The sequence below is a fragment of the Agrococcus sp. SL85 genome (genome assembly GCF_026625845.1).
GTDB lineage: Bacteria > Actinomycetota > Actinomycetes > Actinomycetales > Microbacteriaceae > Agrococcus.
Genome location: NZ_CP113066.1, coordinates 2,675,739 through 2,690,411 on the forward strand (window position 1 = coordinate 2,675,739; position 14,673 = coordinate 2,690,411).

Sequence of the window (14,673 nt, forward strand, 5' to 3'; positions counted from 1 at the left end):
GTGAGCATGTCGTTCCCTCCAGAGCGTCGTGGAGCCCGGTCGGGCCCAGGTGGTGCTTCGGGGCCCCCGAGGGGGAGGGATTGGATCGCGTCGGGCTCAGACGCGCTCGAGCACCATCGCCGAGGCCATGCCGCCGCCCACGCACAGCGTGACGAGCGCGTACCGCCCGCCGCGCTCCTCGAGCGCGTCGAGCGCGGTGCCGACGAGCATCGCGCCCGTGGCGCCGAGCGGGTGCCCGAGCGCGATCGCCCCGCCGTGCACGTTCGTGCGCGCGGGGTCCGCCCCCGTCTCGCGCAGCCAGTGCAGCACGACGGAGGCGAAGGCCTCGTTCACCTCGACGACGTCGATGTCCGCGAGCGCCAGGCCCGCGCGCGCGAGCACGCGCTCGGTCGCGGCGACGGGTCCGGTGAGCATGAGCACGGGGTCGGATCCGACCGTGGTCGCGGCCACCACGCGGGCGCGCGGCGCGAGCCCCAGAGCGACGGCGGCCTCGGCGGAGCCGACCACCACGAGCCCCGCGCCGTCGACGATGCCGGACGAGTTCCCGGCGGTGTGCACGTGCTCGATGCGGCCGAGGTTCGGATGACGGCGCAGCACCTCCGCGTCGAAGCCGGCCTCGCCGAGCGCGGCGAAGGCGGGCTTCAGGCCCATGAGCGCCTCCAGCGTCGTGCCGGGGCGCAGGTGCTCGTCGCGCGCCAGCAGCACCGCGCCGCCTTCGTCGCGCACCGGCACGATCGAGCGGTCGAAGGCGCCCGCCTCCCACGCCGCCGCCGCACGACGCTGCGACTCGACCGCGTACGCGTCGACGTCGCGGCCCGTGAGCCCGTGCAGCGTCGCGATCGCGTCGGCGCTCACGCCCTGGGGGATGAGGCTCCACGGCTCGAGCGCGCCGGGGTCGGTGGCGTAGGGCCCGCCGTCGGCGCCGAGCGGCACGCGCGACATCGACTCCGCGCCGCCGGCGACCACGAGCCCGTCGAAGCCCGCCGCGACGCGCGCCGCGGCGGTCGTCACGGCGTCGAGCCCGGAGGCGCAGTAGCGGTTCACCTGCATGCCCGGCACGGCGTCCGGCAGGCCCGCGGCCTGCGCGGCCGCGCGCGCGAGCACGCCGCCCTGCTCCCCCACGGCCGAGACCGTGCCGAGCACGACGTCGTCGATCCGGCCCGGATCCACGCCGCGCGCCGGCAGCGCGGCCAGCAGGCCCGCCGCGAGCCGCACGGGGTGCACGCCGGCGAGCGAGCCGCCCCGGCGCCCGCGCGGCGTCCTGAGCGCGTCGAGCACGAAGGCCTCGCCCACGGCTCAGCCCTCCGCGCCGGAGGCCACGTGCACCAGCCGCCCGCCGCCCACGACGGCGCGGCGGGGCGGCACGCGCACGAGCGCGTCCATCGCGTGCTCCGCCTCGACGAGCACGAGGTCGGCGCGCGCGCCGGGCACGAGGTCGTGCGCCTCGCGCCCCACGAAGCGCGCCGCCGAGCGCGTCGCGAGCTCGACCACGCGGTGCAGGTCCTCGTCGCGCACGAGCGACGAGGCGCGCGCGTACTGCCACGCGATGCCGAGCGTGTCACCCGTGCCGTAGGGGCTCCACAGGTCACGGATGCCGTCGGTGCCGAACGCGAACGCGACGCCCGCCGCGTCGAGCTCGTGCAGGGGCAGCTGCGGCAGCCGCAGGGGCGCGACGGTCGTCATCGTGATGCCGAGCTCGCCGAAGTCCTCCAGGAGCGCCCGGCGCCGCGCCTCCGGCAGCTGCGCAACCGCGAAGCCGTGCGCGATGTTCACGCGGCCGTGGAGGCCGAGGTGGCGCGTGCGCTCGACGACGAGCTCGAGCTGGAACGCCCCGAGCTCGGCGGGGTCGTGGAGGTGGATGTCGATGCCGACGCCGCGGCGCTCGGCGATCGCGAAGAGGCCGTCGAGCTGCCCCACGGGGTCGCGGTCGATCGAGGCGGGGTCGAGGCCGCCGATGTGGTCGGCGCCCGCGGCGGCCGCCTGGTCGAGGAGGTCGAGCACGCCCGGCCGGCGCAGCACGCCGTCCTGCGGGAAGGCGACGATCGTCGCCTCCACCGCGCCGCCGTAGGCCGCCACGGCCTCCCGCACGGCCTCGATGCCCGTGAGGCCCACGCCCAGGTCGACGTCGACGTGCGTGCGCAGCGCCGTCGTGCCGTGGCGAACGTGCGCGTCGAGCACGGCCGCGGTGCGCTCGACGCTCGGGATGCCGAGGCTCGTCGCGGCGCGCGCGCTCGTGCCGGATGCGGCCGTCGGTGCCGCCCTCGCCGCCGTAGGGCTGCCACGGCAGGCCCAGCCACGACTTGTCGACGTGCGCGTGGGCGTTCACGATCGAGGGCAGCGCGAGCATCCCCCGCCCGTCGAGCGCGCGCCCGGCCGCCGGCTCCTCGAGCGCGGGCGCCCCGCCCGCCTCGTGCGGCACGACCGCGACGATGCGGTCGCCCTCGATCAGCAGGTCGCTGGGCTCCCCGCCCCACGGCCGCACGTCCCGGATCCTCGAGAGCTGCTCCATGCCCCCATCCTGCCCCCACCGCGCGGGGACGGGCCGCGCGGCGCTCAGGCCGCGGGCGCGTCGCGCGCGATGCGGTCGGTGAAGCGCGTCACCCGCTGCTCGAGCCCCTCGGCGCGCCACGCGACGCGCTCGCGCGAGACGAGGTGCGGCGGGCCGGAGCGGATGATGTGCGAGCACGCGAGGTCCTCGCAGATGTACGTGCCCACGGTCGAGCCCGCCTCGCCCTGCGGGCCCGCGAGCCGGGCGCTGAACATCCGCACCTGCGTCGCCGGCTGCGTCGAGTGGCACCGGGCGCACATCGCCGCGATCCCCGGGCGCATGCCGCCGGGCGCGGCGCGCACCACGATGCCGACGAGCCGATCGCCCTGCCAGTGCACGAGGTAGCCGAGCCGCGCCGAGCGGGCGTCGCGCCAGCCCAGGTACTCGCGCTCCTCCCAGATGGTCTCGTGGAGGCCGGGGATCGGCAGCTGCGCGAGCTCGCGGTCGGTCGCGTTCACGAAGCAGCCCCGCAGCTCGTCCTCGGTCACCTGGCGCATGCCGCTCCCCTCGTCCGTCCGACCGAGGCTATCGGAGGCGTCCCGCGGGCGCAGAGGTGCGCCGCGGCCGGGCCTCCACCCAGGAGAGTCCCGACCGCGGCGAGCGGTGGTCCGGCCTGCGCCGGACGGGGATCTGCCGCCGTCGGGCCTCCACCCAGGAGAGTCCCGACGGCGGCAAGCTTCTAGACGGGCTGCAGCTGGCGCTGCGCCGCGAGCTGGTCGGCCATGTGCTCGAGCACGCGCACCACCTGCGAGCTGTAGCCGTACTCGTTGTCGTACCAGACGTAGAGCACGAGGTGGCGGCCGCTCGCGATGGTCGCGAGGCCGTCGACGACGCCCGCGCGGTTGTTGCCGACGAAGTCGGTCGAGACGACCTCGGCGGAGTCGGTGAAGTCGATCTGCGCGCGCAGCTCGCCCGTGAGCGAGGTGCGGCGCAGCAGCTCGTTCACCTCGTCGCGGTCGACGGCGCGGTCGAGCGTGAGGTTGAGGATCGCCATCGAGACGTTGGGCGTGGGCACGCGGATCGCATTGCCCGTGAGGCGGCCCTCGAGCTCGGGCAGCGCCTTGGCGACGGCCTTCGCTGCACCGGTCTCGGTCAGCACCATGTTGAGCGCCGCCGAGCGGCCCCGGCGCTCGCCCTTGTGGAAGTTGTCGATGAGGTTCTGGTCGTTCGTGTACGAGTGCACCGTCTCGACGTGGCCGTGCTCGATGCCGTAGGCGTCCTGCACGACCTTCAGCACGGGGGTGATGGCGTTCGTCGTGCACGACGCGGCGGTGACGATGCGGTCGTCGGCGGCGATGGTGTCGTGGTTGACCCCGAAGACGACGTTCTTCAGCGGCCCCTTGCCGGGCGCGGTGAGCACGACGCGGGCGACGCCGGGGCAGCGCAGGTGCTGCGCGAGGCCGTCCTCGTCGCGCCAGCGGCCGGTGTTGTCGACGACGATCGCGCGGTCGATGCCGTGGGCCGTGTAGTCGACGGAGGCGGGGTCGTCCGAGTAGATGACCTGCACGAGCGTGCCGTTGGCGAGGAGCGTCTCGGCCTCGCGGTCGATCTCGATCGTGCCCTGGAAGGCGCCGTGCACCGAGTCGCGGCGCAGCAGGCTCGCGCGCTTCTCGAGGTCGTCCTCGCCGCCGCGGCGCACGACGATGGCCCGCAGGCGCAGGCCGAGGCCGGAGCCGGCGTGGCCGATGAGGATGCGGGCGAGGAGGCGGCCGATGCGGCCGAAGCCGTAGAGCACGACGTCGGTCGGCTCGTCGCGCTCCCAGGACGGGAGCTGCGCCACGTGCTCGCGCGCCCACGCCTCGAGCCCGGCCTCGGGGGCGGCCGCCTGGGCGTCGCCGAGGATGCGGCCGAGGTCGAGCGAGATGCCGCGGACGCCGAGCGCGTCGACGACGCGCAGCACCTGGATCGATTCCTCGATGCGCAGCGGCTGCTCGCCCACGCGGCGGGCCCACCGGTGGGCCTTGAGGATCTCGATCGGCGACTGGTTCACGAGCTTCTTGCCGTGCACGTGCGTCACCACGTTCCGCTCGCGGTACAGGCGCCCGATGATCGGCACGGCGGACTCGGCGAGGGCGACGCGGTCGAGCCAGGCCTGGTGGGCGCTCTCGACGGCGGGAGACGATGCGTTGGGCACGTCTTCACCGTAGGCAGGTTCCTGCGGCTGGAGAGGCCGATCGGGGCGTCAGGAAGCGCGTGGCATCACGCTCGGGAAACTTCGCGGCTTCTTTCGGGGGCTGCGCCGGCCGCCGCCGGGGCGCGCCTCAGGAGACGTAGGCCTTGCCGAGCTTCCAGTAGCCGGTGAAGGTGATGCGGCGCTTGTCGATGCCGCGGTCGCGCACCAGGTGGCGGCGCGCGCCCGTGGCGAGCGACTGCTCGCCGGCGTTGTAGGCGTAGCCGAGCGTCTCGGGCAGCGCGAGCCCGCGCAGCTCCTCGAGCGCCGCATGGCCCTCGCGCGCGGTGCCCCGCTCGACCCAGCGCACGTCGATGCCCGCCGGGCGCGCGATCTCCTGGACGTCGTCGCGGTGGCCCACCTCGATGACGGCGACGCCGCGAGCGTGCTCGTCGAGCGAGCCGCAGACGCCCGCGATGGCGGGGATGACCGACTCGTCGCCGACCATGAGCACGTCGCCCTCGAGGCCGTCGTCGTTGTAGAGCAGGCCCTCGTCGAGCAGCACGGCGCGCTCGCCGCGCTCGGCGCGGAGCGCCCAGGCGGCGCCAGGGCCCGGGTCCTCGTGGCACACGAAGTCGATGTCGAGCTGGCCGTCGGCGGTGCGGAAGTCGCGCACGGTGTAGTTGCGGATCCACGGCCGCTGGCTCTCGCGCATCGCGAGGTACTGCGGGAACCACGTCGCAGGGCTCGCGGGCACGCGCAGCGCGTCCTGGCCCTCGCGGCGCATGAAGAAGCGGAACCACTGGTCGTAGCCCTGCGGGGTCATGCCCACGACGTCCTCGCCGCCGAGCGTGACGCGGCGGATGTGCGGCGAGACCTGCTGGTTGTCCAGCACCTCGAGCTCGACGAACCGCGGGGCGACCGCCGCGACGCGCTCGGGTCCTGCCATGGTTCGCTCCTCGGGATGCCGGTGGTGTGCCATCGGGATGGCCGGCGGCCCCGCGCGCCGGCGGAGCGACGCTCCGGGCAGGTGAGGCAAGCCTTACCTCACGAGCGTAGCAACCCGCGCGCCGCGGCGCGACCTCGGCTCCGCTCGGGCCTCCAGGCCCGGACGGGCCTGGCTCCGCCTCATCTGTACCGGTATTGTCTGACAGCGATGCAGCACCTCTCCCCCGCGCGGCGCACGCTCGCCCTCTTCACGCTCGCCCTCGGCGGCTTCGGCATCGGCACCACCGAGTTCGCCACCATGGGCATCCTCCCGCTCGCCGCCGCCGACCTCGTGCCCGCCTACGGCGCCGACCCGGCCGTCGGCATCGCGCAGGCCGGCCACCTCATCACCGCCTACGCCCTCGGCGTCGTCGTCGGCGCACCCACGGTGGCCGCGCTCGCCGCCCGGATGTCGCAGCGCACGCTCGTGCTGCTGCTCGTCGCCGCCTTCGCCGTCGCGAACCTCGCCTCCGGGCTCATGCCCAGCTTCGAGCTCACCGTCGCCGCGCGCTTCCTCGCCGCGCTCCCCCACGGCGCCTACTTCGGCGTCGCCTCGCTGCTCGCCGCCCGCATCATGGGCCCGGGCCGCCAGGGCGCGGGCGTCGCGCTCGCGCTCTCTGGCCTCACGATCGCGAACGTCATCGGCGTGCCGCTCGGCACCTGGCTCGGCCAGGTCGCCGGCTGGCGCTGGACCTACGCGGGCGTCGCCGCGATCTTCCTCGTCACGCTCGTGCTCGCGTGGCGCGTGCTGCCCCACGTGCCGGGCGACCCCAGCCGCAGCGCCGCGAAGGAGCTGCGCGCCTTCCGCAGCCCGCGGCTGTGGCTCATGATCGCGGTCGCGTGCATCGGCTTCGGCGGCTTCTTCGCCGTCTACTCCTACGCGGCCGAGCTCGTCACGCGCGCCGCGCAGCTGCCCGAGGGCGCGATCGCCTGGCTCCTCGCGACGATCGGCGTCGGCATGACCATCGGCAACGTCATCGGCGGCTGGGCCGCCGACCGCAGCCTCCGCCGCACGATCGTCGCGGGCTTCTCGGGCTTCCTCGTCGTGCTCGTGCTCTTCGCGCTGCTCGCGACCGACCCGGTCGCGCTCTTCGTGCTCGCCTTCCTCCTCGGCCTCACGAGCTCCGTGCTCATCCCCACGATCCAGGCGCGCATCATCGGCATCGCGGGCGACGCCGAGCTGCTCGGCGCGGCCACGAACCACGCCGCGTTCAACGTGGGGAACGCGCTGGGCGCCGCGCTCGGCGGCGCGGTCATCGCGGGCGGCCTCGGCTACCTCGCGCCCGCGTGGGTGGGGGCCGCGATGGCCGCGGTCGGCTTCGCGCTCGCGCTGTGGTCGATCGCGACCGATCGCCGCGGCGCGCCGGACACGGCCTCCGTGCCGGTCGTGGCGACCGTCGCGGGCCCGACGACGGCGGGCATCCGCGTCGTCGAGCGCTAGGCCCGCCGAGCCTCGGGCGCGAGCGGGCGATCCGCGGCCGCGACGATCTCGCGCAGCGCCGCGACGTGCGCGGCGAACGCGGCGCGCCCCGCGGGCGTCAGCGAGAGCCAGTGACGCCGCGAGTCGAGCGCCCCGCGCTCCTGCAGCACATAGCCGGCGTCGACGAGCGCCGAGACCTGCTTGCTGAGCGCCGAGGGGCTGAGGCCCAGGTGCTCGCGCACGAGCGCGAGCTCCACGCTGCCGCCCGCCGCGAGCATCGCGCACAGCTGCAGCCGATGCGCAGGATGGATGACGGCGTCGAGGCCCGTCACCGCGCGCCCCGCCGCTGGAGCCCCATCGCGACCGCCGCCACGAGCGTGGTCGCGGCGGCCCCCGCGAAGACCGGCCACGCGGGCCCCAGCGCGAGCGCGAGGAGCATCGTGCCGAGGGAGAGGGTCCAGGCGACGGCGAACGCGACCCGGAACCCACGGCTCGAGGGCACCGCCCAGGGGGCGCCGAGGCGCATGCCGACCAGGACGTTGGCGGCGGCGATCGCGCCGCCGACGAGGAACGGCGCGAGCGCGCCGGGGGCATCGCCCGAGGCCGCGAGGGGCGAGAGCCCGAGCAGCCCGAGCCCGAGCGCGTTGACGACGAGCAGCCAGGCCGGCCACGGGAGGTCCTGCACGGCGCGGCGCGCGCCGGCGGCGCCCTCGAGCGCCGTCCTGGCCTCGGCCGGCGAGGGGCGGGGCGCGAGCTCGTTCGTTGCCATGATGGAAACCATATCGGATGCTTTCCGCCATGGCAACGATCGACCGATCCTCGGCCCGCGGTGGCACGATCGCCGCGTGGCGACGACAGACCTGAAGCGAGCGCATCCCGGCTACCGCGCGCGCCAGGACCGCTTCGACCTCCTCGAGCTGCCGCCGCAGCGAGTCGTCGCGATCGACGGCGAGGGCGACCCCAACGCGTCGCCCTCGTACCGGGACGCGCTCGCGACGCTCTTCCCGCTCGCGTACGCCCTGAAGGCGATCGGCCGGCGCGACCTCGGCGTCGACCACGTCGTGATGCCGCTCGAGGGCCTCTGGGACGCAGACGACCTCGCCTCCTTCACGACGCGGCGGGACAAGGCCGCGTGGCGCTGGACCATGCTCATCGCCCAGCCCGACTGGGTCGACGAGGAGCAGCTCGAGCGTGCGCGCGCCGAGGTCGCGGCGAGGGGTCGCGGACCGGCGTCGGCGCTCGCCCGGCTCGCGGTGCTCGACGAGGGGCGGTGCGTGCAGACGCTGCACGTGGGCCCCTACGACGACGAGGGGCCGGTGCTCGCCGAGCTCCACGAGCGCGTGCTGCCCTCCCTCGGCCTCCGACCCGACGGGCGCCACCACGAGGTCTACCTCGGCGACGCGCGCCGCGCGGCCCCCGAGCGGCTGCGGACGATCCTGCGGCAGCCGGTCGCGCTCGCGTGACCCCCCTGCGAGGACGGCGAGCGGCGCCACGCGTGCCGAGGCTCTCGGGGACGGCCTGCGGTGCGCCGATGCCGTGCAGGACGCCGCATCCGCAGGGCCGGGCCCGAGCCGGCGCGCGCCAGTGGGATGATCGGGACATGAGGTTCCTGTCGATCCAGTCGCACGTCGCCTACGGCCACGTCGGCAACTCCGCCGCCGTCTTCCCGCTGCAGCGCATCGGGCACGAGGTGTGGCCGGTGCTCACCGTCAACTTCTCGAACCACACGGGCTACGGCTCGTGGGGCGGCCCGCTCATCCCCGCCGACGACGTGCGCGCGGTCGTGGCGGGCATCGAGGAGCGCGGGGTGCTCGGCACCGTCGACGGCGTGCTCTCGGGCTACCTGGGCGGCGAGGAGCTCGTCGACGTCGTGGTCGACGCGGTCGCGCGCGTGAAGGCCGCGAACCCGGAGGCCACCTACACGTGCGATCCGGTGATGGGCAACGCGAAGTCGGGCTGCTTCGTGGCGCCCGCGATCCCGCCGCTCATCAAGGAGCGCGCGCTCCCCCACGCCGACATCCTGACGCCCAACCAGTTCGAGCTGGGCTTCATGACCGACACCGAGCCCGACACCGTCGCCTCGACGCTCGAGTCCGCCGACCGCGTCCGCGACCTCGGGCCCCGCACCGTGCTCGTCACGAGCGTGCTGCGCCCCGACCGCGAGGACGGCACCATCGAGATGCTCGCCGTCGACGACGAGGGCGCGTGGATCGTGCAGACGCCGCACCTGCCGTTCAAGGCGAACGGCTCGGGCGATGTCACGAGCGCCGTCTTCACCGCGCACTACCGCGAGACCGGCTCGGCGGCCACGGCGCTCGAGCGCACCGCGTCGAGCGTCTTCGACCTGCTCGAGGCGACCCTCGACTCCGGCGAGCGCGAGCTGCGGCTCGTGCAGGCGCAGGACGCCTTCGCCCACCCCCGCCTGCAGTTCCAGGCCCGACAGGTGCGGTAGCGGGGCCGATGGGCGTGGAGCAGGTCGAGGTCGCCGAGCTCGAGGCGGCCGTGCGGCACGCCTACCGTGCGCGCCGGCCGCTGTGGCACGAGGCGCAGCGCGCCGTCGAGGCGTGGCTGCGCGCACTCTGCGCCGACGCCCTGCTCGGCCGCGACGAGTCGCGCCTCGACGTCGCGCCCGGGCGCATCAAGGAGCAGGACCGCACGGTCGCGAAGCTGCGGCGCCTGCTCGCGGCCGGCGAGCCCTGGCCCGCGGCGGACGCCGACGACGACCTCGCGGTCGAGCGCGTCGTGCGCGACGTCGTGGGCGTCAAGGTGCTCTGCAAGTCGGAGCGCGACCAGATGCTCTTCGACCGCCACCTCGAGGCCCAGGGCCCCGGGGCGGGGATCGCAGTGCTCGCGAAGAAGGACTACGTGGCCGTGCCGAAGCCGAGCGGCTACCGAGCGCTGCACTACGAACTCGAGGTGGCCGTGGCCGACGGCGCCGAGCCCGTCATCGTGGAGGTGCAGGTGAAGACGCGCCTGCAGGACGCCTGGAGCGAGCTCACCCACGAGGACCTCTACAAGCCCGGCGGCGCGCTCCGCGCGGGCGAGTTCCACCAGTCGATCGCTGAGACGATGGCCAACCTGCTGCGCGAGGTCGACCGGCTCGCCGGCACGCTCGCGAGCGAGATCGAGTCGACGCTCGAGGCGCCCGCGACCCCTGCGGCGCCCGCCGCGACGAGCGGATCCGTCGCGTGGCAGCGACCGACGACCGTGCAGGTCGTCTCGACCGGGCCGCGCTTCGCGCTCGCCGTCGACGAGACCGGCCAGCGCGGCCTCATCCGCGGGCAGAACGTCCGCTCGAGCGCCGGCGCCGAGGGCTACGTCTCGGTGCAGGACTACCTGGAGGTCGGCATGACGCTGCGCGTGCAGGCCATCGAGGAGCCCGCGGGGGTCTTCTTCGTGCCCGCGGAGTCGCTCGCGCGGCTCGACGAGCGCGCCGCGGAGGACTAGCGCCGCTGCCGCTGCTCCCGCCCTCGGCCGAGACGGCCTCGGCGTGCGCGGGCAGGAGGTCCGAAAGGACCTCCTGCGGCAGCGGCTACCGCCGCTGCCGCTTCTCCCGCACACGCATGTTGACCACGATGGGCGAGCCCTCGAAGCCGTAGTCCTCGCGCAGGCGGCGCTGGATGAAGCGGCGGTACTGCGGGTCGAGGAAGCCCGTCGTGAAGAGCACGAAGGTCGGCGGCCGCGTGCCCGCCTGCGTCGCGAACAGGATGCGCGGCTGCTTGCCCGAGCGCAGCGGGTGCGGGTGGGCGGCGACGATGTCGGCGATGAAGGCGTTGAGCTTGCCCGTGGGGATGCGCGTGTCCCACGACTCGAGCGCGAGCTCGAGCGCCGGCACGAGCTTCTCGAGGTGACGGCCCGTGCGTGCCGAGATGTTGACGCGCGGCGCCCAGTCGACGTGCGCGAGGTCCTGCTCGATCTCGCGCTCGAGGTATCGGCGGCGCTCGTCGTCGAGCTGGTCCCACTTGTTGAAGGCGAGCACGAGCGCGCGGCCCGACTCGAGCACGAGATCGACGATGCGCACGTCCTGCTCCGAGATCGGCGCCGTCACGTCGATGAGCACGACCGCGACCTCCGCCTTCTCGAGCGCCGCCTGCGTGCGCAGCGTCGCGTAGAAGTCGGCGCCCTGCTGCAGGTGCACGCGGCGGCGGATGCCGGCGGTGTCGACGAAGCGCCAGATGCGCCCCGCGAGCTCGATCTGCTCGTCGACCGGGTCGCGCGTCGTGCCCGCGAGCTCGTTGACGACCACGCGCTCCTCGCCCGCCGCCTTGTTCAGCAGGCTCGACTTGCCGACGTTCGGACGGCCGAGGATCGCGACGCGGCGGGGGCCGCCGATCTCCTCCTTGGCGACCTTCGAGACCTCCGGCAGCACCTCCATCGCGGCGTCGAGCAGGTCGGCGACGCCGCGGCCGTGCAGCGCCGAGACGGGGCGCGGCTCGCCGAGGCCCAGGCTCCACAGCGCCGCGGCCTCGAGGTCGTGGCGGGCGTCGTCGGACTTGTTCGCGACGAGGATCACCGGGCGGTCCGACTGGCGGAGCATGCGCACGACGTGCTCGTCGGTCGAGGTCGGACCCACGTTGACGTCGACGACGAAGAGCACGGCGTCGGCGAGCTCGACGGCGATCTCCGCCTGCTGCGCGACCGAGCGGTCGATGCCGCGCGCGTCCGGCTCCCAGCCGCCCGTGTCGACGAGCGTGAAGCGGCGGTCGAGCCACTCGGCCTTGTACGACACGCGGTCGCGCGTGACGCCCGGCGTGTCCTCGACGACCGCCTCGCGGCGGCCGAGGATGCGGTTGACGAGCGCCGACTTGCCGACGTTCGGGCGCCCGACGATCGCGAGCACGGGCAGCGCCGGCAGCACCTGGTAGCCGTCGTCGTCGCCCTCGAGCGACTCGAGGAGCGCCGCATCCTCGTCGTCGAGCTCGTAGTCGGCGAGGCCGGCGCGGAGCGCGGAGGTGCGGGCGAGGTCGGTGTCGTCGTCCTCGAGCCGCTCGCGCGGCTCGGCGGGCAGCGCCTCGGCGGCGTCGAGCTCGTCGACGGCGTCCGCCTCGGTCTCGGGGCGGTCGTTGGTGTCAGTCATGGTCCCTCGCTTCGGTGACGAGGCGCACGATGGCCTCGACCGTCTCGTCGAACGTCAGGTCGGTCGAGTCGACGACCGTCACGCCCTCGGCGGCGCTGAGGAAGTCGACGACCTTCGAGTCTGCCGCATCCCGGGCCGACAGGCGTGCGCCCACGGCCCCCTCGTCGCCGCCGACGTCGCCGAAGCGGCGCCGGATGCGCACCTCCTCGGCCGCGGTGAGCAGCACGCGCACGTCGGCGTCGGGCGCGACGACGGTCGTGATGTCGCGGCCCTCGGCCACGATGCCGGGCTCGGCGGCGCGGATGATCTCGCGGAAGCGCACGTTCACGGCCTCCCGCACGGCGGCGACGCGCGCCACGCCGGAGACGGCGGCCGAGACGGCCTCGGTGCGGATCGCCTCGGTGACGTCGTGGCCGTCGATCGCCACCCGCTCGCCGCTCGCGTCGATCGTGAGCTCGAGCGTGCCGAGCGCGTCGAGCGCCGCGACCACGGTCGCCTCGTCGTCGGTCGAGCCGCCGCGCTCGCCCACGAGCCACGCGATCGCGCGGTAGGCGGCGCCGGTGTCGAGGAAGCGGAAGCCCACGGCGCGCGCGACGGCGCGCGCGACGGACGACTTGCCGGAGCCCGCGGGCCCGTCGATCGCGACGACGGTGCTCATGCGACCACCTGCCAGCCGCGCGCCTCGAGCGCCTCGTGCAGCGGGCGAACGGCCTCCGGCAGCACCGTGATCTCGGCGACGCCGAACTGCGCGCCCTCCGCGTGGTCGAGCCGCACGTCCTCGAGGTTGACCTCGGCCTCGCCGATGTCGACGAGCAGGCGCGCGAGCTCGCCGGGCCGGTCGTCGACGCGGATCTGCACGGGCACGTAGCGGGCGTGCGAGCCGTGCTTGCCGGGCAGGCGGGCGACGCCCTCGTTGCCCGCGACGAGCGCGTCGGCGAGCGCGCGGCGGCTGCCGGCCGCGTCGACGTCCTGCAGCGCGTCGACCACGGCGGCGAGGTCGGCCTGCAGGGCGCGCAGGCCTGCTCGACGACGGCGGGCGCGTTGGCGCCGAGGATCTGGATCCAGAGCGCGGGGTCGGAGCCGGCGACGCGCGTGACGTCGCGCACGCCGCCGCCCGCGAGCCGCAGCGCCTCGTCGGGCGCGTCGGCGAGCCGCGCGCCCATGAGCGTCGAGACGAGCTGCGGCACGTGGCTGACGATCGCGACGGCGCGGTCGTGGTCCTCGGGCGTCGACTCGATGGGCACGGCGCCGAGGTCGAGGACGAGGTCGTCGACCAGGCTGCCGCGCGCGTAGGAGATCGCGTCGTGCCCGGCGATGACCCACGGGCGGCCCACGAAGAGGTCGCCGGAGCCCGCGAGGGCGCCGGAGCGCTCGCGGCCCGCCATGGGGTGCGAGCCGAGGTAGCGCGAGACGTCGGCGCCGAGCGCGCGCAGCTGCTCGAGCGGCACGGCCTTGACGGAGGCCACGTCGGTGACGACGGCATCCGGGAAGTCGGCGAGCTCGCGCGCGACGACCTCCGCCGTCACGTCCGGCGGCACGGCCACGACGATGAGCTCCGGCCGGTCGCCGGGCTGCGCCGGACGGCCCGCGCCGTAGTCGGCGGCGAGCCGCATCGCGGTGGGGCTCGCGTCGGCCAGCTGCACCTCGACGCCGCGGCGGGCGAGGCCGAGGCCGATCGACGTGCCGAGGAGCCCGGTGCCGACGATGCGGACGGGACCGCGGAGTCGGTGGGTCACAGCGGTCTCCTCACCTGCTCAGCCTGTCGGCGTGCCTACCGTGCCGACCTCGCGAGCGTGAGGAGGGCACCGCGCTCCATCGTAGTGAGTTCGCGCATCGACCCCGACCGCAGGGTGCCGAGGTGGAGCGGGCCGAAGCTGCGCCGCACGAGCTCGGCGACGGGGTGGCCGACGTGGTCGAGCATGCGTCGCACGATGCGGTTGCGGCCGGAGTGCAGGGTGAGCTCGACCATCGAGTGCCCCTGCGACGGCCGCCCGACGACGCGCGCGGCGTCGGCGCGGATCTCGCCGTCCTCGAGCTCGACCCCGTCGAGGAGGCGGCGGATCGTGCGCTGGTCGACCGCGCCGCGCACCTTCGCGACGTACGTCTTCTCGACCCCGAAGGACGGGTGCGCGAGCACGTGCGCGAGCTCGCCGTCGTTCGTGAGCACGAGGAGGCCCGAGGTCTCGGCGTCGAGCCTGCCGACGTTGTACACCCGCTCCTCGATCTCGTCCGTGAAGCGGCGGAGGTCGGGCCTCCCCTGCTCGTCGGCCATCGTCGAGACGACGCCCGTGGGCTTGTTCAGCATGAGGTAGCGCTTCGTGGTGTCGAGCTGCACCGCGGTGCCGTCGACGCGCACGCGCGCCTCGGGCAGGATGCGCGTGCCGAGCTCGGTCACGATGCGGCCGTCGACCTCGATGCGGCCCTCGACGATCATCTGCTCGACGACGCGACGGCTGGCGACGCCGGCGGCGGCGAGCACCTTCTGGAGGCGCTCGCCCTCGGATGCGGGATCGGCGATGTTCACAGGCGGG

14 protein-coding genes and 1 pseudogene are annotated in these 14,673 nt (G+C 74.9%); 4 read left to right on the forward strand and 11 right to left on the reverse strand.

Translation table 11 applies throughout. The features are described from left to right. Positions 1–96: 96 nt before the first annotated feature. The 5 genes from OVA14_RS13240 to OVA14_RS13260 form a co-directional block, all read right to left on the reverse strand. Positions 97–1,293, reverse strand: coding sequence for an acetyl-CoA C-acetyltransferase (locus OVA14_RS13240; RefSeq protein WP_267504282.1), 1,197 nt, complete (start codon positions 1,291–1,293; stop codon positions 97–99). A 3-nt stretch (positions 1,294–1,296) separates the two neighbouring features. Then, on the reverse strand, positions 1,297–2,178 hold the full coding sequence (locus OVA14_RS13245) for an amidohydrolase family protein (RefSeq protein WP_324288017.1): 882 nt from the start codon (positions 2,176–2,178) through the stop codon (positions 1,297–1,299). 375 nt (positions 2,179–2,553) lie between these two features. Continuing rightward, positions 2,554–3,045, reverse strand: a complete 492-nt coding sequence (locus tag OVA14_RS13250; RefSeq protein WP_267504283.1) for an FBP domain-containing protein — start codon at positions 3,043–3,045, stop codon at positions 2,554–2,556. 182 nt (positions 3,046–3,227) lie between these two features. Continuing rightward, positions 3,228–4,682, reverse strand: a complete 1,455-nt coding sequence (locus tag OVA14_RS13255) for a glyceraldehyde-3-phosphate dehydrogenase (RefSeq protein ID WP_267504284.1) — start codon at positions 4,680–4,682, stop codon at positions 3,228–3,230. Positions 4,683–4,809: 127 nt separating this feature from the next. Further along, positions 4,810–5,607 carry a siderophore-interacting protein gene (locus tag OVA14_RS13260; protein WP_267504285.1) on the reverse strand — a complete coding sequence of 266 codons (798 nt, stop codon included), beginning with the start codon at positions 5,605–5,607 and terminating at the stop codon, positions 4,810–4,812. Between the two features lie 207 nt (positions 5,608–5,814). Between OVA14_RS13260 and OVA14_RS13265 the strand changes: the two genes are divergently transcribed. After that, a complete protein-coding gene (locus OVA14_RS13265; RefSeq protein WP_267504286.1) occupies positions 5,815–7,086 on the forward strand; it encodes an MFS transporter in 1,272 nt (423 codons plus the stop codon). Here OVA14_RS13265 and OVA14_RS13270 read toward each other — a convergent pair. Together OVA14_RS13270 and OVA14_RS13275 are read right to left on the reverse strand one after the other, a co-directional pair. Continuing rightward, positions 7,083–7,397 (reverse strand): MarR family winged helix-turn-helix transcriptional regulator, encoded by a 315-nt coding sequence (locus tag OVA14_RS13270; RefSeq protein ID WP_267504287.1) that lies wholly within the window; start codon positions 7,395–7,397, stop codon positions 7,083–7,085. The genes OVA14_RS13265 and OVA14_RS13270 overlap by 4 nt on opposite strands. After that, complete coding sequence (locus tag OVA14_RS13275; RefSeq protein ID WP_267504288.1) at positions 7,394–7,834, reverse strand: hypothetical protein; 441 nt, start codon at positions 7,832–7,834, stop codon at positions 7,394–7,396. The genes OVA14_RS13270 and OVA14_RS13275 overlap by 4 nt, the downstream gene beginning before the upstream one ends. A gap of 76 nt (positions 7,835–7,910) precedes the next feature. Here OVA14_RS13275 and OVA14_RS13280 point away from each other — a divergent pair, with 76 nt between their 5' ends. The 3 genes from OVA14_RS13280 to OVA14_RS13290 all read left to right on the forward strand — a co-directional run bounded on the left by OVA14_RS13280 (position 7,911) and on the right by OVA14_RS13290 (position 10,512). Continuing rightward, complete coding sequence (locus tag OVA14_RS13280) at positions 7,911–8,528, forward strand: GyrI-like domain-containing protein (protein WP_267504289.1); 618 nt, start codon at positions 7,911–7,913, stop codon at positions 8,526–8,528. Between the two features lie 137 nt (positions 8,529–8,665). Next, positions 8,666–9,517: a pyridoxal kinase PdxY gene (gene pdxY / locus OVA14_RS13285; protein ID WP_267504290.1), complete on the forward strand. Its 852-nt coding sequence runs from the start codon at positions 8,666–8,668 to the stop codon at positions 9,515–9,517. An 8-nt stretch (positions 9,518–9,525) separates the two neighbouring features. Further along, on the forward strand, positions 9,526–10,512 hold the full coding sequence (locus tag OVA14_RS13290; protein WP_267504291.1) for a (p)ppGpp synthetase: 987 nt from the start codon (positions 9,526–9,528) through the stop codon (positions 10,510–10,512). 85 nt (positions 10,513–10,597) lie between these two features. Here the strand turns inward: OVA14_RS13290 and der are convergent, their stop codons facing one another. The 4 genes and pseudogenes from der to OVA14_RS13310 all read right to left on the reverse strand — a co-directional run bounded on the left by der (position 10,598) and on the right by OVA14_RS13310 (position 14,666). Continuing rightward, positions 10,598–12,142, reverse strand: a complete 1,545-nt coding sequence (gene der / locus OVA14_RS13295; protein WP_267504292.1) for a ribosome biogenesis GTPase Der — start codon at positions 12,140–12,142, stop codon at positions 10,598–10,600. Beyond that, positions 12,135–12,800 carry a (d)CMP kinase gene (gene cmk / locus OVA14_RS13300; RefSeq protein ID WP_267504293.1) on the reverse strand — a complete coding sequence of 222 codons (666 nt, stop codon included), beginning with the start codon at positions 12,798–12,800 and terminating at the stop codon, positions 12,135–12,137. Before cmk ends, der begins: the two co-directional genes overlap by 8 nt. After that, positions 12,797–13,878, reverse strand: a pseudogene (locus OVA14_RS13305) (prephenate dehydrogenase). The gene cmk and the pseudogene OVA14_RS13305 overlap by 4 nt, the downstream one beginning before the upstream one ends. Before the next feature lie 35 nt (positions 13,879–13,913). After that, on the reverse strand, positions 13,914–14,666 hold the full coding sequence (locus OVA14_RS13310; RefSeq protein ID WP_420710597.1) for a pseudouridine synthase: 753 nt from the start codon (positions 14,664–14,666) through the stop codon (positions 13,914–13,916). Between the last annotated feature and the right edge of the window lie 7 nt (positions 14,667–14,673).